The organism is Streptomyces spirodelae (assembly GCF_017676385.1).
Classification (GTDB): Bacteria; Actinomycetota; Actinomycetes; order Streptomycetales; family Streptomycetaceae; genus Streptomyces; species Streptomyces spirodelae.
The window spans coordinates 129,649-149,147 of the sequence record NZ_JAFFZN010000010.1 but is presented as its reverse complement, the minus strand read 5'-3'; the positions used below and the strand labels follow the sequence as shown (position 1 = coordinate 149,147).

The following is a 19,499-nucleotide window of genomic DNA, read 5'->3' as shown; positions in this document are numbered from 1 at the left end:
CGACGGAGACTCGTGACGGAAGCGAGTCATGGCGTCCAAGGCGGATCAGGGCGGTTCGATCACGCTCCGTAACCAGCCCAGGTCCCTGCCCGCGCCCAGTTCATCGAGGATGAAGCGGTGCGGCCCGTGGCGGCCACAAGAATGATGGCCGGGAGGATCTTGTGAGGCTCTGATGCGGCTCGGGTGCGTGCGTCTGCTGGCTTCGACGCCGAGCCGCATCACGTCAGCCGTTCTCAGGAGACGGCCTTGAGGCCGATTACGCTGCCGACGACGAGCGCCAGGAAGATGATCTTCAGAAAGCTTGCCGGCTCACCGTCGGTGAGCACTGCATACAGGACGGTGAGCACCGCGCCGATACCCACCCACACCGTGTACGCGGTTCCGGTGGGCAGGTCCCGCATGGCGTAGGCCAGCCCGCCCATACTTCCGGCCAGGGCCACGGCGAAGACCAGAGATGGGGTGAGCCGGCTGAAACCCTCCGACTTGCCCAGGGCTGTAGCCCACACGGCCTCCAGAACGCCCGAGAAAGCGAGAATGAGCCACGACATGACAGCCTCCGTACGGGCCGTCTTGTCGCACACCGGGTACGGCACCCCTCGTCCGGAAGCCCTACTGCCGGGCTCCACTTCAAAATCGCACGTATGGTCGCTGCTGGCAACGTCGGCCGTCCACCACGCGAACAGGTGCTTCCCGAAGCATCACTGCGGGTCCCGTACTGACTCATAGCTCTCGCGGACCACTCCGTGACTGGTCGGCCATGTCCACTTCACCAGTTTCGGAACCCGGGGGAGCCCTTACGGGTTCGGTCCTCGTGACGGGGCCGGTCGGGGTTGAAGGGACTCACCGCCCGGCCCCCCGTCTGCGTCTGTGGAGGTCGGAGGTCTGCCCGGCTCACGTAGCCACCAGAGGAGTCCACGAGAGCGCAAGGGGACCTTTCAACGTATTCACGCATCTGGGGGAGGTCCCGGGTTCCGGCACGTCGTTCTCGTTTCCCACCATGCAGAACACGAAGGCCGATGCCGCGCCGCGGCATGGGAGCCCGCGAGATGCGGGGCTTTTGCTGCTGCCTGTACGGAGGTGTGAGTGACTTCGCCTGCCGATGAGTCCGAAACAACGCTGCAGATATCCACCGGTACGAAGCTCCGGCTGCGCGACCTGGATCGCATGCGTGAGCCGGTGAGAATTCGAATCGATCGCACCGTGCGCGACCGCATTCAGGTGTGTCGCGACTTCATGTTCGGCAGCCTGGACAGGGGCCGGTCCGTGTACGGGGCGACGACCGGGTTCGGCCCGCTGGTCGGTTTCCGCGGGCGCGAGACCACGGCGGAGCAGTGCGAGAACGCGCTCAACCACCTCATTGCAGGACAGGGTGTGGACCTGGAGCCTTCGGTAGTGCGGGCGGCAATGCTCGTACGACTGCATTCACTGTGCCAGGGACGGTCCGGGGCATCCCTCGCCGTGCTGGAAGGGTTGGCACATGCTCTGGGGACGGACTTCGCGCCGGCCGTGCCCCGGCTGGGGTCACTCGGGGCAAGCGGCGATCTGATTCCGCTCGCCTATATGGCCCGTGCGCTACAGGGCCATGGTCACGCCTACACAGGCGGACAACGTCTTACCGCCGGTGAGGCTCTCACGAAGCTGGGCCTGAAGCCGGTGGAGCTCGACGGACGTGACGCTCTGGCCTTGGTCAATGGAACGTCCCTGACCGCGGGCGCGGGTGCCCTGGCCGTGTCCTCCCTGCAGAGGTCGCTGCGCGGCGCGGTGCTGCTCGTTGCGTTGCTTGTGGACATCCTGGGCTGCTCCACTGCGTTCGTGGACCCGAGGCTGCTCGCCGCCTTCGGGCACCCGCACGCGGCTCTGGCAGGTGAACGCATCAACCAACTGCTCAAGGGCCTCGTTCCTTCAGAAACGCGCGGTTTGCAGGAGCCGTACAGTATCCGCTGCGCTCCTCAGCTGATCGGCGCCGTAGCCTCTTTCGTGGAGCATTGCGCTGGTGTCATGCGCGATGACATCAACGCCATCAGTGACAATCCGCTGTTCTTCCCGGAGCAGGACGTGGTCGCGCACGGCGGTAACTTCTTCGGCCAGCCGGCCGCGTTCAGCGGGGACGCGCTCGCCGTGACCGCCGTGCAGCTCGGAAATCTGGCCGAGAGGCAACTCGACTTACTCATCGATCCGCACCGCAACGGAGGGCTGCCGCCCATGCTGGCGCCCGAGCCGGGCCGTCAACATGCCGTGCAGGGAGTGCAACTCGCGGCCACGGCACTCATCGCGTCGATGCGTCGCGCCGCCACACCGGCCTCGACCCAGAGCCTGCCGACGAACCTCCACAACCAGGACGTGATTCCGTTCGGCACCCAGGCTGCGCTCAACGCCCTCGACCTCGCGACAAAGCTGCGGCTCCTGCACGGATCCCTTGCCGTCGTCCTGCGCCAAGCCGCAGGTGTGGGAACCCGGCAGCCAACAGCGCCGCTCTGCGCAGAGATTCTCAGCGAGATCGGTGCGGAGATCGCACCCATCGACAGGGACCGTCCCCTGGATGCTGATGTTCGGCGCGCCGCCGCTCTCCTCGACGACATGGCCGACACCTATCTGACCGACGGGCAGGGCCTGTAATGAAACACTTCACTGACCGTCACGGCTGCACAGTTACCGGTACGCCGAGCGCCGCTGCCGACGGTGCCGTGCTGACACTGCCCCTACCGGATGAGGAGTTCACCGCCTGCCGCCGTTGCCTGGGCGATACCTGCACGCGTGCTGCCCAGCACATCGAAGACGACCTGAGCATCCTCACCCAAGTCGTGCACGGGCCGGCTCCCCCCGCCGAATGGCCACCTGCGGACCCCGGTGCCCGTATTCGCTACCGGTGGCTCATCGGCCATCAACTGGCCTTCACCGTCTGGCGACTGATCCGGCACACCCTGCAGGAACTCATCCGCACCTCGGCTCCCCGGGCCGCGGACCGCGCAGCACGGTTGTACGACATCTACACCGTGCTGTTCCTCTACACCGGCAGCTGCTCGGCCGCACGCTACGCGGCGACGGTGCGGGCCGACATGGCGGCCCATGATCCCGCGCTCAGCGGTGAGTGGCACCGTGACCACATTGCCCTGCCCGACCTGCTGCGCCAGGCGCGGGCCAGCTGCCCGGGGCCCGTGCTGGCTCCGCTCACAGCGGCAGTCAAGCGCAGTCACCACGTCCACATGGCTGTTGCGGGCAAGCTCGTTCCCAGCGGCCAGTCACTGCTTCAGCAGGCCGGGAAGCAAGCAGGGCTGCAGCCGACCGAAGCCGAGTGTGATGTCATCGACGACTTCTTCCAGGTGCGGCGTGCGCCCATCTGTGAGAAGGCGTTCATCACTCAGGCCGTCCGGCGCCTCGTCCAAGTCGTATGCGACATCCGTACCTACGGCCTGACCGATCTGGACTCACCGCCCCAGGTCGCCGCACGGTACCGCGCAGACCTCGATGCTCTGCTCGGCTCCATCGTCGGCCGCTTCACGGAGCTGGCCGGCTTCCTCGTGACTTCCTCACCCAGCCTCGTCGACCTCAGCACGCACACGGGAGGTGCGATGACGTCCCGGACCGACGACACGAAGACCGTGCCCATCACCCCTGCTCTGCACCGGTACCTGGTCAGCCACACGATGGCACCCAGCCGCGTCCAGCAGGACCTCATGGACCACACCCACGCCCTGGGGACGGTCGCCGAGATGCAGATCCCCCATGAGCAGGCGGCATTTCTGACCCTGCTCACCAAGTTGACCGCTGCCCGCACCATCATCGACATCGGGACCTTCACGGGCTACTCGGCCCTCGCTCTCGCACTGGGTTCTCCTCCCGACGGTCGCGTCCTCACCTGCGACACCTCCACCGAGTGGACAGGCATCGCCCAGGACGCATGGAAGCAGGCGGGCGTCGCCGACCGCATCGAGCTGCGCCTGGGCCCGGCACTGGAGACCCTGCGCTCCTTACCCCATGAGCCGTCCTTCGACCTGGCCTTCATCGACGCCGACAAGCCCTCCTACCGCGACTACTGGGAGGAACTGCTCCCTCGTGTCCGCCCGGGAGGCGTACTCCTGGCCGACAACGTGCTCTACTCCGGCGACGCGGCCAACCCCGACGCCACCGGAAACGCCCAGGCCATCCGGGCTTTCAACGCTCACGTGCACAACGATCCCCGCGTCGAGAACGTGATGCTTCCCATCGCGGACGGCCTGACCCTGACCCGCAAGCGCGATGACGAACACCTCACCATGAAGGCTTGCTCATGACGGACTTGTCCAACGACGCACAGGGACCGCAGCGCATCATGGAGCTGTCCTCCGGCCTGTGGGCTTCCAAGACCCTGTCCACCGCACTGCACCTGGACCTCTTCGGTGCCCTGGCGGCCCACCCCGGTGCGACGCACACCGAACTCGCCGACCTGCTGGGCATCTCCGCTCGCCCCACGCGATCACTTCTGGCCGCGTGCGCGGCGCTCGGCCTGCTGACCCGCGTCGGCGAGAAGTGCTTCAACACCCCTCTCTCGCAGCGTCACCTCGTGCGCACGAGCCCCGACTACTTCGGTGGCTGGGTCGAGATGCTCGACCGCCATGACTACCCGGGCTGGATGCAACTGCACGACGCCCTACGCCACAACCGACCCACCGCCTGGAACCCCGACGAACAGAACTCCCTCTTCGACAACGCCGACCCCATCGTGCTCGAGACATTCTGGGAAGCCATGACGACGGTCTCCACCGTCACTGCCCGCGAACTCGGCTCCCGCCTCGACCTCACCCAGATGCGTGCGCTGCTCGACGTGGGTGGGGGCGGTGCCGCCTGGGACATCGAACTGTGCCGTATGCATCCCCCGCTGCTCGCCGCGGTCTACGACCTGCCACACGTGTGCGAGCTCACTCAGAAGAAGATCGACCAGGCCAACCTGGGGGACCGCATCACCACCATCGCCGGTGACTTCTTCGCCGACACATCGTTCCCCGAAGGCTACGACACCCACCTGTTCTCCTCCGTCCTGCACGACTGGTCCGATTCCCAGTGCCGCGAACTGCTGGCCAGGTCCTTCACCGCACTGCCCTCGAACGGCCGACTCGTCATCGCCGAGCTGCTGATCGATGACGCCGAGGACGGACCCCTCGACGCTGCTCTGATGGGTCTCGCGATGCAGGTGGAAACCTGGGGCCGCAGCTTCACCGCCGCCGAGCTCACCAACTGGCTCACCCGGACAGGCTTCACTGACGTCCACGTCACCCGCATCCATGCACCCACCGCCAACGCGGGCGTCATCGCCCGCAAACCCTGACCACCCGGTGCCCGCCCAGGAGCCACGCATGACGCACCAAACAACATCCCCAGTCAGCACGACAGGCGAAAGGGACACCGAAGGCATCATCGGCCATCGGATCGAGTACACCTACGCCAACGGCTGGCGCTACGAGATGTATGTCAAGAACGCCACAACCATCGACTACCGCATCCACAGCGGCATGGTCGGCGGCCGCTGGGTCAAAGACCAGAATGTCGACCTCGTCACCCTCACCGAGGGCGTGTACAAGATTTCCTGGAACGAACCCACCGGCACATCGGTGTGCGTCACTCTGGTGCCGGCCGAACGACTCTCCCACGGCGTGATCTTCTTTCCGTGCTGGGTCGTGCAACACCCTGAACGCACCGTCCTCTTCCAGAACGATCACCTTGACCGCATGCGCTCATACCGCGACGAAGGGCCGACCTACCCGATTCATGTCGTCTCCGAATTCTCGGAGATCATCCTGATCGAAGATGTGGGGCCTGACGATGAAACGGTCATCGACCGTGCCCCGCACGGTCTCCCATGACCAGCACGAAGATTCCGCGGAATTGGCGCGGCATCTGCAACTGGCTGGGGATGTGACGGCACAGGAGGACCGCGACCACCCGTCTGCCCGGAGTCCACATCGCAGGTATCTTCCTCTGGTCCGCCCGGTGATCCAAAGGGGGACTACGATCTGGCGATCTCCTGTCGGAGTTGATGGGTGAAGTGACGCAGGAGGTCCAAACACAGGAGGTCCAACGTCTTCCGGAACTCGGCCCGGCGGTCGTCCCTGCCGTCGGTGGGACGGGTGCTCCGGACCCGACGCGCGAGAGCATCGGCGAGATCCACGGTGTCGTCGGTACAGAGCAGGTAGAGCGCTGAGCGTGCTTCCTGCATCTGGTTCGCCAACTCGTCGGCTCCGGGGCCGTCGTCACTCAGCTGTGTTTCCTTCATGTGGTCCAGTAGCTGGAGTACGGCCGTGTTGAAGCCGATTCCGGCTTTGAGCTTCTGTTCGCGGAGCCACATGTGCTCCCGTGGCCGCGCGGTGAACCACGAACTGATTTTCCCTCACTGGCATATCGCTGCTCGGCTCCTCCACCCCGGCCCACGCCGAAGGCCGGAAGCGGGCCACCGTCGACGAGAACATCTACGAGACGGATCAGCAGGTCCTCTCCGCCACGGAGAAGTGGGCACCCCTCAACTCGCGGGAAAGCGTGATGGGCTACCCCAAGGGCCTCGGCAAGGACGAGGACGGCAACGTCAACGCGGTCACCCTGGCGGATGTGAGGCCGAAGCACGCTCCTGAGATGGCGGTAGAGGACGCCGAGTAGGCGGCGGCGAAGACTCCCGCATAGCGAAACCCCCGACCGGCCCGGTCCCCCCACAACCGGCAGCGGCCGGCCTGCGCGGCCGGTGCGGCACCGGGCCCTGCCGCCCTGCCCCGACGCCAGGTGCGGCATGCCGTACGCGGCTATGCGGTGCTATGCCCCGGCGCCGCTCTCCGACTCGTCCAGGACCGAATAGACCAGGTCGTGGTGGAACCCGCGGATGTGTGCCTCGGTGAGGTCCCCGGCGCGTTCGGAGTCGCCGGCCGCCACGGCGTTGTAGATCGCATGGTGCTCCGACCGCAGCCGAGCCGCGGTGGCTTCCCAGTCGTCGAGTCCGTGGAAAACCTTCAGAAGGGTGTGCCGGACCGCGTTGCGTACCGCGATGGTCATGTCGGCCATCAGCCGGTTCCCGCCGGCCTCGGCGATCGCCGCGTGGAACTCGGTGTCGCAGTCGTTGAACTCCTCCCGGCTCAGCGCGGCATCGTCCATACGCTCCAGCCGGTCCCGCATCGTGGAGAGGTGTTCCGGGGAAGCCTGTGCGGCTGCCAGGCGGGCGCTCGCGCGCTCCAGCGTGGCGCGTGCCTCCACGACGTCGGCGAACGGGAAGTGGGCCAGTGCCATGTGCAGGCGCAGAAACTGGGTCAGCCCCGCGCTGGGCATGGCGGCGATCACGCTGCCGGAGGCGGGACCGGTGCCCACCCGTGGTCGCAGGGCGCCCTGCGCCTCGAGCACCCGCAGCGCCTCGCGAACCGCTGCCCTGCTCACGCCGAGCAGCTCGACCAGCTCGCGCTCCGGCGGCAGCCGGTCGCCGACCCGCAGATTGCCGGTGAGGATCTGTTCCTCGATCCGTGCGAGAACGAGCTCAAAGGTACGGGAGCGCGGAACCGGCTCCCAAGCAATCGGCTCTGACACGGACCGCCCTTTCGCTCCGGAGCATCGCTCCTGCTCACGCGGAGGACCTCGCCGACGCTCACGCGGGAGCTCCCACCCGACGCTCACGCGGGGAGTTCCCCCATGTTCGTTCCGTTTCATCGTATCCCGTCCGCCCAATGCTTGGTCCGACCACTCATTTCCCCCGCGTCATACCTCTGGACAGGGCGCGGTCACCTCTCTACGTTGTAGCGACCCAATCAATGGTCTGACCAAGCCCCCAAAGTGAGGGTCGCATGTTTCAGCCAGACATCTCCCCGGTTCTGGACAGCCTGGCCCTGTCCGCTCTCATCGCGGCACTGCCGCTGTTGACCCTGTTCGTCCTGTTGGGCGGATTGCGTCTCAAGGCCCACTGGGCCGGATTGGCCTCGCTCGGCGTCGCTCTCGCCGTCGCTGTGACCGCGTACGGCATGCCGGTCGGTCACGCGCTGCTCTCCGCGACGGAGGGCGCCGCGTTCGGACTGTTCCCGATCATGTGGATCGTGGTGACGGCGATCTGGGTCTACCAGCTCACCGTGGTCAGTGGCTGGTTCGAGGATCTGCGCCGTTCCTTCAACCTGGTCAGCAGCGATCTCAGGGTGCAGGCACTGATCATCGCCTTCTGCTTCGGTGCCCTGCTGGAGGCGTTGGCCGGCTTCGGCGCCCCCGTGGCGATCACCGGCGTCATGCTGATGGCGCTCGGCTTCTCCCCGCTCCGCGCGGCCGTCACCGTGCTCGTCGCCAATACCGCGCCAGTGGCGTTCGGGGCCATCGGTATCCCGATCATCACCGCGGGCAACCTCACCGGCATCCCCTACGCCGAGATCGGTGCTTACGTCGGCCGCCAGACCCCGGTTCTCGCACTGTTCGTCCCGCTGCTGCTGGTGGCGCTGGTCGACGGACTCCGCGGGGTCCGCCAGACCTGGCCCGCCGCTGTGGTGTGCGGTGCGGCCTTCGCCGCGGCACAGTTCGTCAGCGCGAACTACGTGTCGGTGGAACTGACCGACATCATCGCCTCCCTGGTGGCGCTCGCGGCGGTGGTGCTGTTCCTCCGGGTCTGGCGCCCGCTGGGTGGCGACCAGGTACGCGCTGACCTGCAACGCGTCGCGGGGGCCGAGGGCACCGTGACGGACGGTTCCGGAGCCGGGACGGGCCACGCCGACGGCGGCGACAGCGGCCAGGCCAGGCGGGGGAGCGGCCCTCGTACGGGCGGACCGGACGGTTCCGGCGACTCGGCCGCATCCGGTGGTTCCGCGGACGGCCTGAGTGAGTCGGCCACAACGGACCCGGCCACAACCTCGGGCCCGACCACCAGCCGGGACCCGCACACGGCCCCAGCCCCGGCCACGACCCGCACCACCCCGTCCCCGCACGGCACCGTGCCGGCCCCTCCCCGGATCGCCAACTCCCGCGTCCTGCTGGCCTTTCTGCCCTACCTCGTGGTCATCGGCGTCTTCTCGGTGGCGAAGCTCTGGAGCCCGGCCAAGGACTTCCTCAGCTCGACCGACGTGTCGATCCCCTGGCCCGGGATCGACGGGAAGGTGCTGACCCCCGGTGGCGACGTCTCCACCACCACGCAGTACGTCCTCCCCTGGCTGTCGTCCCCCGGCACCCTGCTGCTCGTCTCCGGCGTGGTGGTTGCCGCCGTCTACCGGATCCGGCCGGCGGTCGTGGTGCGCGAGTTCGCCGCCACCGTGGCCAAGCTGCGCTGGGCCATGCTGACGGTCGCCTCGGTGCTGGCCCTCGCCTACGTGATGAACCTCTCCGGCCTCACCATCACCATGGGGGCCTGGATCGCCGGAACGGGCGCCGCTTTCGCCTTCCTCTCGCCGATCCTCGGCTGGCTCGGCACCGCTGTGACCGGCTCCGACACCTCGGCCAACGCCCTGTTCGCCACCTTGCAGCAGACCGCAGCAGGGAAGGCGGGGCTGGACCCGGCACTGATGGTCGCCGCGAACACCTCGGGCGGGGTGGTCGGCAAGATGATCAGCCCGCAGAACCTCACCATCGCCGCCACAGCGGTCGGCATGCTCGGTCGCGAGGCGGAGCTGTTCCGCAAGGCGATCAGGTGGAGTCTGCTCCTGCTACTGGTGATGTGCGTGTTGGTCTTCCTGCAGTCCCACCTGCTGGCCTGGATGCTCCCCTGACCACTGGCAGGGGCATCCGCCGGTGCCCGCGCCCCCGATGTCGGTCGCGACGATCGCAGGCAACCGCGATCGAAGAGAAACGCGCGACGAAACCCGCAACGAAAACGCGGAAAGAGATGCGCGAAGGGAAACGCGATGGCTGAGAAAACGGAGAAACCATGAGGACCGCACTGTTCATCACCTGCTTCAACGACACCATGCGCCCGGCCACCGGTCGCGCGGTGGTGACCCTGCTGGAGCGACTCGGCTGCACGGTGGACTTTCCGCTCGGCCAGACCTGTTGCGGACAGATGCATTTCAACACCGGGTACCAGCGTGACTGTGTTCCGCTGGTGCGCCGCTTCGGTGAGGTGTTCGCGGACTACGACGCCGTGGTCGCGCCCTCGGGGTCCTGCGCTGCGATGATCCGTCACCACCACAAGAGAGTGGCCGAGGTGGCCGGGGACCGGGAGCTGCAGCAGGCCGTACGGACTGCACCCCCGGTCTACGAACTGTCCGAGTTCCTGGTGGACGTGCTCGAGGTCACGGATGTCGGTGCGTACTTCCCACACCGGGTCACCTACCACCCCACCTGCCATTCGTCGCGGATGCTGGGCGTGGGGGACCGGCCGCTCGCCCTGTTGCGCGCGGTGCGGGGCATCGACCTGGTGGAACTCCCCGACGCCGCGCAGTGCTGCGGTTTCGGCGGCACCTTCGCACTGAAGAACTCCGACACCTCGGTGGCCATGGGCGCGGACAAGGTGCGTGGCGTGCTGGAGAGCCGGGCCGAGGTCCTCTGCGCGGGGGACAACTCCTGTCTGATGCATGTCGGGGGGCTGCTCTCCCGGTTGCGCACCGGGGTTCGGACCATGCACCTGGCGGAGATCCTCGCCGCCGGTGAGCACTCTGCGGCACAGCGCGTCGGGGCGGGCGATCCGCAGTACGCCCGCGTCACCGACGCAGCCGCCACCGCGGGACGGAGTCCGCGATGAGTTCGGCCTTCCTCGGCATGCCGCCCTTCCCCCAGGCCGCCCGTCGGGCGCTCGCCGACACACAACTGCGGCGCAACCTCGCCGGTGCCACCCGAACGATCCGGGACAAGCGCGCCGAGGTCGTGCGCGAGCTGCCTGACTGGGAAGAACTACGGGAGGCGGGACGTGCGTTGAAGGAGCGCACGCTCCGCCACCTCGACCACTATCTCCTCCAGTTGGAGGAACGGGTCACCGCTGCGGGCGGGCAGGTGCACTGGGCGCGCGACGCGGCGGAGGCCAACCGGATCGTGACCCGGCTCGTCCAGGAGACCGGCGAGCACGAAGTGGTCAAGGTCAAGTCGATGACCACCCAGGAGATCGGCCTCAACGAAGCGCTGGGCTCGGCGGGTATCACCGCCTATGAGACGGACCTCGCTGAGCTGATCGTGCAACTCGGCGAGGACCTGCCGTCGCACATCCTGGTACCCGCCATCCACCGCAACCGGGCGGAGATCCGGGATCTCTTCCGGCGGGAGATGGCGGAGGCCGGTGAGGTGGGGGACGAACCGGCGGAACTGGCCGAGGCCGCACGGCGGCATCTGCGCCGGAAGTTCCTGCGGGCGAAGGTGGGCATCTCCGGTGCCAACTTCCTGGTCGCCGAGACGGGGACGGCCGTGGTGGTGGAGTCGGAGGGCAACGGACGCATGTGCCTGACCCTGCCCGAGACGCTGATCTCCGTCGTGGGCATCGAGAAGGTGGTGCCGACCTGGCAGGACCTGGAGGTCTATCTGCAACTGCTCCCCCGCTCCTCGACCGGCGAGCGGATGAACCCCTACACCTCCACCTGGACCGGTATCGAGGACGGGGACGGGCCGCGCAGCTTCCACCTGGTGCTGCTGGACGCCGGAAGGAGCGACACCCTCGCGGACCCGATCGGGCGGCAGGCACTGAACTGCATCCGTTGCTCGGCATGCCTCAACGTCTGCCCGGTCTACGAACGAACAGGCGGGCACGCCTACGGGTCCGTCTACCCCGGACCGATCGGTGCGGTGCTCAGCCCTCAGCTGCGCGGCACCGGCGGCGCGGTGGACCGCTCACTGCCGTTCGCCTCCACGCTCTGCGGTGCCTGCTACGAAGTGTGCCCGGTGAAGATCGATATCCCCGAGGTGCTGGTACACCTGCGTGCCCGAGTGGTCGAGGAGACCGGTGAGCGACGCCGGACGCCGAGCCCGGAGGCACTGGCGATGCGGGCGGCCCGATGGGTCTTCTCCTCCCCGGCGCGGCTTGCGGCAGCACAGCGCGTCGCGGCACTGGGCGGCCGTGCGGTGGGCAGCCGGGGGCGCGTCGGCCGGCTCCCAGGACCGCTCGCCGGCTGGACCGACGCCCGGGACGCACCGGCTCCAGCCCGCGAATCGTTTCGACAGTGGTGGAAGAGGACGCACCGATGAACGCAGCACGTGACGAGATCCTGGCCCGGGTGCGCGCGGCACTTGCGGACGTCCCGGAACCCGAGCGGCCCGCCGACGTCCCGGTGGCACGGCAGTACGCCACCGGCGCTGACGCACCGGCCGGTGTGCAGGAGACGGTGTCGCTGTTCGTCGAGCGGCTCGCCGACTACGGTGCCTCGGTACGCACGGTGAGCCCCGCACAGACCGGCACCGAGGTGGCCAAGACGCTTGCGTCCTGGGGCGCGGAGCAGGTGCTGGTGCCGCGCCGCTTCCCGGCACCGTGGTCCGCCCATCTGCCCGCCGCCGCAGTGCTCGGCGACGAAGGTCCGCTGTCGGCGGACGACCTGGACGCCGTCGACGCCGTGGTCACCACCGCGGCGGCGGCGATCGCGGTCACCGGCACCCTGGTGTTGGACGGTGGCCCCGGTCAGGGCCGTCGGGCGGCAACGCTGGTGCCGGACCGCCACCTGTGCGTACTGAGAGCCGAACAGGTGGTGGCCTCCGTGCCGGAGGCGCTGTCCCGGCTGGACCCGCTGGGGCCACTGACCTTCGTCTCCGGCCCCTCGGCAACCAGCGACATCGAACTTGAACGAGTGGCGGGCGTGCACGGCCCCCGTACGCTCGAGGTGCTTGTCGTCCGGTGAGACAGCCCCGCCGCGGAGCCCGCGAGCGGAGTGGCGACGGAACCCGCAGCGACCCGGCAACAGAGACCGGCTGAGCGGCGGGGCGAGGATTGCCTGGGCCGATCGAGGGCAACCCGCGCCCGAAGGGAGGTTGTCTACGGGCACGGGGAGACCGCTGGTGCGCAGGTGCGAGCCGTCCTGTGGCGTGCTCAGGTGGATGTGATGCTCGCGCTGGCAGTGCTGTTCGGATTGGTGACCGGCGCCGCGCTCGGCCTGACCGGCGGGGGCGGCGCGGTACTGGCCCTGCCTGCCCTCGTCTACGGTCTGGGGCAGTCGGTGGCACAGGCGGTGCCCACCTCGTTGCTGGTGGTGGCTGTCTCATCGGCCGCGGGACTGGCGCCGCGCCTGGGGCAGGGCCTGGTGCGCTGGCCGGTGGCCGGGGTCTTCGGGGTGACCGGGGCGGCAGCGGCCTTCGCCGGTACGGCGGTCAACCGCATGGTGCCCGCGCGAGTGCTTCTCGGGCTCTTCGCGCTCCTCATGGTCATCGTGGGGTTGCGGATGCTGCGCTCCGGGCCCGCCCCCGAAGGTGCCTGCGCGGTCAGCGGTGGCCGGATCAACTGGCGGGCGTGCCTGCCCAAAGCACTGCTCACCGGAGCCGGGGTGGGCTTTGTGACCGGGCTGCTGGGCGTGGGTGGCGGCTTCGTCACCGTGCCCGCCCTGATGTGGCTGCTCGGACTGGAGCTCCCGGCCGCGGTGGCCACCTCCCTGGCGATCCTGGTGATCAACTCCCTTGCCGGGCTGGCTGCCCACCTCGGACAGACAAGCCTCGACATGAGCGTCACCGGCACTTTCGCCGGGGCTGCGCTGGCTGCGTCGCTGGCAGCCGGACGACTGGCAAGGCGGGTGCCCCAGCGGGTCGTGCGGCGGGGCTTTGCCGTGCTGGTGCTCGTGGTGGCGGCCTTCGTCGCGGTGCAGACCGCCATCAACCCTGGCGTCCTCGGATGACCGGCGCGGAAACGAAATGATCAAGGAGGACATGATGGAACCCAACCAGTTGCAGCAGCAGCAAGACCGGGTCCAGCTGGTGGATGTGCGGGAGCCGTCCGAGTGGTACGCCGGACGGATTCCCGGCGCCCGATGGATACCCATGGGGGAGCTGAGCGGGCGGCTGGACGAGCTGGAGCGGGAACGTCCCGTGGTCACGGTGTGCCGCAGCGGACACCGCAGCGGCCAGATGGCCGACTACCTCACCGAGCGTGGCTACCGAGCGGAAAACCTCGACGGCGGTGTCACGGCATGGACCGAGCAGGGGCTGCCCCTGCGCCGGCCGCATGACGAGAAGCCGGGGGAGGTGGCGTAGACGGTGTTCTTCCAGCAGTTCTACCTCCCCTCCCTCGGACACGCCTCCTACCTCGTCGCAGACGAGCAGACCGGCCAGGCACTGGTGTTCGACCCGCGTCGCGATGTCGATCCCTACCTGAAGGCCGCCCGGGAGAACGGCCTGCGCATCACGCACGCGGCCGATTCCCACGGCCACAACGACTACCTCTCCGGGCTCACCGAGATCACCGTCCACACCGGCGCCCAGGTGTGGGGCGCAGCCTCCGCCGACCTCGGCTACCTCCACCAGCCGCTCCGGGACGGCCAGGTCATCGAGTTCGGGGACGTCGGCGTCGAAGTTCTGCACACCCCCGGGCACACCCCGGAACACCTCAGCCTGCTTATCTACGACCGGGCCATGAGCGCCGACGAACCCGCGCTGCTCCTGTCCGGCGGCGCCCTGCTGGTGGGCGACCTGGCCCGCCCGGACCTCCTCGGCGGCCAGGAGAAGGCGCGCCAGGCGGCAGAGACGTTCTGCGAGACCGTCCAGACCAAGCTGCTGGCCCTGCCCGACCACGTGCAGGTCTACCCCACCCACGTGGCGGGCTCGCTGTGCGGAGGCAACATCGGCAGCCGCCTGTCCACCACGATCGGCTACGAGCGGCGCACCAATCCGGTCCTCGCCGAGGTCGACTCCAAGGACGACTTCGTACGCGAATGCATACGGATGGACAACCTGCCCGCGGTGCCCCCGTACTGGCGGCGCATGCGTAGCCGCAATCTGCGTGGCGTGGAACCCCTGGGCGTGCCGGCAGAGCCACCCGCCCTGACCGCTGACGAGTTCGAGCACCACCGCCGCTCCGGAGCCGTGGTACTTGATACCCGTGCCCCGGAAGCCTTCGGCGGCGGTCACATCCCCGCCGCCCTCAACGTGGGCCTCGGTACGGCGTTCGCCACCTGGGCGGGAACAGTGCTGCCCGAACAGGCCCGCGTGCTGCTCGTCCTCGACCGGCCAGAAGACCTGGGGGAAGCCACCCGGCAGCTGCTGCGCATCGGCTACCCGCCCCCTGTCGGCTGGCTGCGCGGTGGCATGACCGCCTGGCGCACTGCGGCCAAACCGGTCCAGACGACCCCGCAGATCACCGTCCACGACCTCAAGCAGCGCCTGGAGCGCGGCGAGGTCGACCTGCTCGATGTCCGACAGCCCGGCGAATGGGCCGACGGGAACGCGCCCGGGGCCATCCGCATCACCGGCGCAGAACTGCCCGACCGGCTCGATGAGGTACCCGACACCAAGCCCGTGGCGCTCACCTGTGGCAGCGGCTACCGCTCCTCTGTCGCCGCCAGCCTGCTGGCCGCACACCGCGACCTGCCCGTCCTCAACGTGCTCGGTGGAATGACCGCATGGAAGGCCGCCGATTATCCCACCGAGCTCCCCCCGGACAAGGACCAGTGACATGGACCGCGTCCGCACCGTCACCCCCGACCGGCCCTCGGTCCGCGGGAGCCCAGGGGACGGACGGGCCCTCCCGGGCGGATTCCGCGGATTGCGGGCGGCGCCGGGCGGGCGCCTGTCGCGGGCGGCGCGAGCGGAATTCCCGGCCCAGCACCCGTGCCACGCCCCGCGCGATTACCAGCCGACCGACTGCCGCGGCCAGGGCTTCCCGGTGCCAGTGGCCCCGGTGCCAGTGGAAGAGCCGCCCGGCGAAGAGAGGACGCGAACAAGGCCGGCAGCGGCAGGGCCGGGCAGGGGCTGAAAAAGGGGCGGCGGGCCCCTGGCGGCACGCCGGATTCCGCGCTGTGCGGCCCGGTCCAGCCCGTCGTTGTCCCCACTCTCGCCGTTCATTCTTTCAGCGTGCTGTGCCCGGTGAGTCGGCGTCGAGGCCCGCGAGCGCAGCCGCATCGGTCCGGAGGACCATGCCGTGTCGGCATCGTGCCGCACTGCTCCGTGGGCGGTGGCTGTGGGATTCCCCCTCTGGCGTTTGCTGATGCCACAGTCCGTCCTTCGATGGGTGGAAGCTTCTGGTCTGCTCACACCGGATCGCCGGTCGTGGGGCATGTCCCCCTTCACTGAAGTCGGATCCCGGGTGGGGAGTGGCCATGGCGCGTGTGGGCTGGTACCGACGTAACAGGTGGGCGGCGGTGCCGGCGGTGTTGACGGTGACGCCGCCGGTGGCCGGTAGCGGTTCCGCCGCAGCGGGGGAGGACGGTGCTGGGGCGCTGCGGGACCGGGCTGCCGATCCGCCGCCGATCTCGTCGTGGGAGGCGCCGCAGTGGTCGACGGGCAACGGTGTCGACGGTGGAAGCCTGCGACAACTACCGCCGGGTTGCCCGCTCGTACGGGGCGAAACGCCAGAAGATGGAATCGATGTGGAGGAGCGGGCGTATCGGTGCATGCCGAAAGGAACCCGGCATGCCCTCCTTCGCGAAGCGCCGTGCCATGACAGCCCTGCGCGCGGCCGGTGCGCTGAGCGTCCTGCGGTCCCCGCATCCGGCCCATGCCTCCCCGGGCGACGAGAAGTTTCCCCGCGGGAAGTACCTGACAGCCCATGCCGCCATACCATCAGGTCCGCGTGGACCTTCCACAACATCGACCTCCAAGGGCCGCCGCGGCCAGGCCAAGGCCATCAACCCGGCCGAGGGCATCTCGCCGCGGACCAAGTGCGAGACGCTCGTCGGCGGCTGGGGAGGCCGAGGCTCGGACGGCGGACACCTCATCGCCGCCACCCTCAAGGGCGTCAGCCAACGCTTCAGCCTCGTTCCCCTGCCCCCGAGCTGGAAGGGCGCGACGAACACCGAGATCAGGCCGGAGACCCCGAAAGAGGGCATCAGTGTCCGGAGAAAGTCCGCGCTGAAGACTCAACGACGCTCTGGAGGCCAACGGCTGTCCGGCCGTCATGTGACAGGAGCCAGCGATGCCGAACAGGATCAGCCTGTACACCAGTGAGCCGCTGCGGTCCGGAGCGGACATTCCCGTCTTCTACGAGGTGGAAGCAACCGGCCCCTTCGTCCTGACCAGCGACCCGTACTTCATCACCAGCTCTTTCACCACCCCTGACGCGACCCCCGGGCAGCCGGTCTGTGTTCCGCTGGCCGGGCTGCTGACCTCTTTCGGCCGGCCGGTCCTCTTCGCCAAGGACAGCGGGGACGAGTGGCTGTCCGTCTCACCCGCCGGGGAAGTGACCGGCGTCGCACCGGGTGCCACGCCGGGCCAGGTCCGGGCACATCGTCGTCACCGCGCGTGCCGCCGACGATCTGAACGGCGCGGTCGCCAGGGTCGCCGTCACTGTCTCCCTGCGAGCCGAGACCGATCCGGTGGCCGACCGGCTCCGGCACGGTGGTGGTCACGGGAACAGGGCTGTGTTCACCGCGAGACTCCCAGTTGCCGCCACGCTCGGTCGAGCTTCCGCCCGGTGATGGCCTTGACGGGGATGAGGCAGGCCCACAGCCACATCGCCCCGGCGGGGGAGAGGAACGCGATCGGAACTGAAGCGGTGAAGATCACCACGCTGGGGACCGTGTCCGTGACCGAAGCCCGGCGAACTTCTGCGGCGCCCGGCTGCCGACGTACTCCCTCCCGGCTCCACACGATGTGCCACAGCACTATCAACACCGCCTCTGTGGCTGCCACGTTAGCCGAGTACAAGGCGACGGCCGAGGAGTGTTCGCTGTAGTCCGACAGAAGAGAGGTCGGAAACGGCAGCAGGGCCACCAGCGCGAGTCCGAGCAGGGTGAGATTCATTTCCACCGGACCGACCCACTGCGTGGTGCGGAAGATCCGCTGGTGCTCACGCCAGAACAAGGCGATGATCACAAAGCTGAGGAAGTACGCCCACAGCTGGGTCGTGGTCTCCTGCAGCGCCTTGTCGTACTCCCGGACACCCAGATCGTCGGGGACCGAGATGTCGAGGACGAGCAGTGTCAGCGCGATGGCGAACACACCGTCGGAGAGCGTCAGCAGCCGCTGGGCGCCGTTCCCTGCGCCGACAACGGGGTTCTCCTCGTTCACCTGGAGCACCCTACTGAGCCGAACCGTCCGGGCTTTGACACCACACGGGCCGCTTGACGAATCGATCGCTGACGCAGCTGCACCACCCGGGGTCACCAGCCATCTCCGAAGGACGTCGGCGAGCCGGACCGTCTCGATGAGTGTGCCGTCGAGGATCACGTGTTTCATGCCCTCGGGCGGGCAGTGTTGCAGTACCTCGTGCAAGTCCGGGCCTGGCTGGCGAGGACGTCGGCGCCTTCGTGCGGTAGCGGTAGCCGGCGGCCTGGGAGACGCCGGCATCCGGGCGAGACAGCGGACGCATCCATGCTCGCGGAGCCAGCGCAGCACCAGCACGGTGAGACTTGTCCTGCCAGGGGCTTTGCGTCTGTCCGTAGTCGGGGCGCAGGTTCCATGCGCCGCACGCCCTGTTCGGCGTACGGAAGTTCCGGCGGCCACGGCCGACGAAGTGAGGTGCGCGGCCGCGCGCGCAAGGCCGTCCCCGTGACCGACCGACGACGGATATTATCGCTTGTCGATAATATCGACAAGCGATAAGCATGCTAGTGGGCAGGGGAATCATGGGTGCAAAGTCCTGGTGGAGCCAGACCGACAGCCGGTTGCTGGAAGCGGCTCTGGGCCTGGCTGTTCTGCTGGTCGGTATCTTCGGGGTGCTGCTCCCTGCCCTCGGGGTGGCTGGTTTGACGGATCCGACGGACACCCGTGAAGTCGAGGCCGAGACGGCGGCCCGAGTACCGGGAACCGTGACCGATGCGGTGGCGGGGCACGGTATGAGCCTCTCCGGCAACCACCGGGTCGATCTCGTTTTCGCCGACCCCGACCTGGGTCAGCGCCTGCTGCTCGCCCTGCCGGAGATCGTCGGCAGCCTGCTCCTGCTCCTCATCCTGGCCCTCCTCCTCAAGATGGCCCGGACCCTGTGCGGCGGCGACGTCTTCGTGCCGATGAACGCCCGACGCCTGAGCATCATGGGGATCGCGGTGCTGGTGCAGGCCGTCCTCGCCCCGATACTGCCGGCGCTCACGACGGAGATACTGGTCAGCGGTACCCCGCTGGCCGAGCAGATTCCCTTCTCGGCCACCTTCACCGGCGACTACGTACTGCTGGCCTTCCTCATCCTGGCGCTGGGGGAAGTCTTCCGGCGCGGAACGAAGCTGCGCGCCGATACCGAGGGGTTGGTCTGATGCCGCCTGAGGAGGAACACCGGGTCCAGGCCCACCTGGACCGACTGCTTGCCGAGCGCGGTATGACCCTGTCCGAACTCGCCGCCAGGGTCGGGGTGACGGTGGTCAACCTCTCCATTCTCAAGAACGACCGGGCGAAGGCGATCCGCTTCTCCACTCTCACCGCGATCTGCCGCGAACTGGACTGCCAGCCCGGCGACCTGCTCAGCATCCGCGAAGACTGACCACCTTCCGGACGGCCTGATCAGCAGCGCATCCTGTGTCCCGACACCGGACTCCGGCGAGCCCGTGCGG

General features: G+C 68.4%; 17 protein-coding genes, 1 pseudogene and 1 riboswitch. Of the genes and pseudogenes, 14 read left to right on the top strand and 4 right to left on the bottom strand.

Annotated elements, in window-relative coordinates; all coding sequences use genetic code 11:
* Positions 1–233: 233 nt before the first annotated feature.
* Positions 234–548: a DMT family transporter gene (locus tag JW592_RS13415; protein ID WP_209265258.1), complete on the bottom strand. Its 315-nt coding sequence runs from the start codon at positions 546–548 to the stop codon at positions 234–236.
* A gap of 11 nt (positions 549–559) precedes the next feature.
* A riboswitch (guanidine-III (ykkC-III) riboswitch) is annotated at positions 560–626 on the bottom strand.
* Between the two features lie 457 nt (positions 627–1,083).
* Here JW592_RS13415 and JW592_RS13410 point away from each other — a divergent pair.
* The 4 genes from JW592_RS13410 (at position 1,084) to JW592_RS13395 (ending at position 5,837) form a co-directional block, all read left to right on the top strand.
* Positions 1,084–2,616 carry an HAL/PAL/TAL family ammonia-lyase gene (locus tag JW592_RS13410; RefSeq protein WP_307805403.1) on the top strand — a complete coding sequence of 511 codons (1,533 nt, stop codon included), beginning with the start codon at positions 1,084–1,086 and terminating at the stop codon, positions 2,614–2,616.
* Positions 2,617–2,801: 185 nt separating this feature from the next.
* Positions 2,802–4,271, top strand: a complete 1,470-nt coding sequence (locus JW592_RS33355) for an O-methyltransferase (protein ID WP_307805402.1) — start codon at positions 2,802–2,804, stop codon at positions 4,269–4,271.
* Positions 4,268–5,302: a methyltransferase gene (locus tag JW592_RS13400; RefSeq protein WP_209265257.1), complete on the top strand. Its 1,035-nt coding sequence runs from the start codon at positions 4,268–4,270 to the stop codon at positions 5,300–5,302. The genes JW592_RS33355 and JW592_RS13400 overlap by 4 nt, the downstream gene beginning before the upstream one ends.
* Before the next feature lie 28 nt (positions 5,303–5,330).
* Entirely contained in the window at positions 5,331–5,837 is a 507-nt protein-coding gene (locus tag JW592_RS13395; protein ID WP_209265256.1) for a phenolic acid decarboxylase, read from the top strand.
* Between the two features lie 143 nt (positions 5,838–5,980).
* Here JW592_RS13395 and JW592_RS13390 read toward each other — a convergent pair.
* Together JW592_RS13390 and JW592_RS13385 are read right to left on the bottom strand one after the other, a co-directional pair.
* Positions 5,981–6,349, bottom strand: a pseudogene (locus JW592_RS13390) (hypothetical protein); the annotation flags it as partial.
* Positions 6,350–6,774: 425 nt separating this feature from the next.
* Positions 6,775–7,533 carry a FadR/GntR family transcriptional regulator gene (locus tag JW592_RS13385; RefSeq protein ID WP_307805401.1) on the bottom strand — a complete coding sequence of 253 codons (759 nt, stop codon included), beginning with the start codon at positions 7,531–7,533 and terminating at the stop codon, positions 6,775–6,777.
* A gap of 254 nt (positions 7,534–7,787) precedes the next feature.
* On the opposite strand from JW592_RS13385, the gene JW592_RS32765 reads away from it, so the two are divergent.
* From JW592_RS32765 to JW592_RS13345, 8 genes are all read left to right on the top strand, one after another.
* A complete protein-coding gene (locus tag JW592_RS32765; RefSeq protein WP_229375904.1) occupies positions 7,788–9,677 on the top strand; it encodes an L-lactate permease in 1,890 nt (629 codons plus the stop codon).
* Between the two features lie 158 nt (positions 9,678–9,835).
* Positions 9,836–10,648, top strand: a complete 813-nt coding sequence (locus JW592_RS13375; protein ID WP_209265254.1) for a (Fe-S)-binding protein — start codon at positions 9,836–9,838, stop codon at positions 10,646–10,648.
* Positions 10,645–12,075, top strand: a complete 1,431-nt coding sequence (locus tag JW592_RS13370; protein WP_209265253.1) for a LutB/LldF family L-lactate oxidation iron-sulfur protein — start codon at positions 10,645–10,647, stop codon at positions 12,073–12,075. The genes JW592_RS13375 and JW592_RS13370 overlap by 4 nt, the downstream gene beginning before the upstream one ends.
* A complete protein-coding gene (locus JW592_RS13365) occupies positions 12,072–12,719 on the top strand; it encodes a LutC/YkgG family protein (protein ID WP_209265252.1) in 648 nt (215 codons plus the stop codon). Before JW592_RS13370 ends, JW592_RS13365 begins: the two co-directional genes overlap by 4 nt.
* 201 nt (positions 12,720–12,920) lie before the next feature.
* Positions 12,921–13,703, top strand: coding sequence for a sulfite exporter TauE/SafE family protein (locus JW592_RS13360; RefSeq protein WP_209265251.1), 783 nt, complete (start codon positions 12,921–12,923; stop codon positions 13,701–13,703).
* Between the two features lie 16 nt (positions 13,704–13,719).
* On the top strand, positions 13,720–14,058 hold the full coding sequence (locus JW592_RS13355; RefSeq protein WP_229375902.1) for a rhodanese-like domain-containing protein: 339 nt from the start codon (positions 13,720–13,722) through the stop codon (positions 14,056–14,058).
* A 3-nt stretch (positions 14,059–14,061) separates the two neighbouring features.
* Positions 14,062–15,474, top strand: a complete 1,413-nt coding sequence (locus JW592_RS33350; protein ID WP_209265250.1) for an MBL fold metallo-hydrolase — start codon at positions 14,062–14,064, stop codon at positions 15,472–15,474.
* 957 nt (positions 15,475–16,431) lie between these two features.
* Positions 16,432–16,965 (top strand): hypothetical protein, encoded by a 534-nt coding sequence (locus tag JW592_RS13345; RefSeq protein WP_209265249.1) that lies wholly within the window; start codon positions 16,432–16,434, stop codon positions 16,963–16,965.
* 417 nt (positions 16,966–17,382) lie between these two features.
* On the opposite strand, the gene JW592_RS13340 is transcribed toward JW592_RS13345, so the two are convergent.
* Complete coding sequence (locus JW592_RS13340; RefSeq protein ID WP_209265248.1) at positions 17,383–18,027, bottom strand: TMEM175 family protein; 645 nt, start codon at positions 18,025–18,027, stop codon at positions 17,383–17,385.
* A 557-nt stretch (positions 18,028–18,584) separates the two neighbouring features.
* On the opposite strand from JW592_RS13340, the gene JW592_RS13335 reads away from it, so the two are divergent.
* Positions 18,585–19,205, top strand: coding sequence for a DUF2975 domain-containing protein (locus JW592_RS13335; RefSeq protein WP_209265247.1), 621 nt, complete (start codon positions 18,585–18,587; stop codon positions 19,203–19,205).
* Complete coding sequence (locus JW592_RS13330) at positions 19,205–19,429, top strand: helix-turn-helix domain-containing protein (protein WP_209265246.1); 225 nt, start codon at positions 19,205–19,207, stop codon at positions 19,427–19,429. Before JW592_RS13335 ends, JW592_RS13330 begins: the two co-directional genes overlap by 1 nt.
* Positions 19,430–19,499 lie beyond the last annotated feature (70 nt).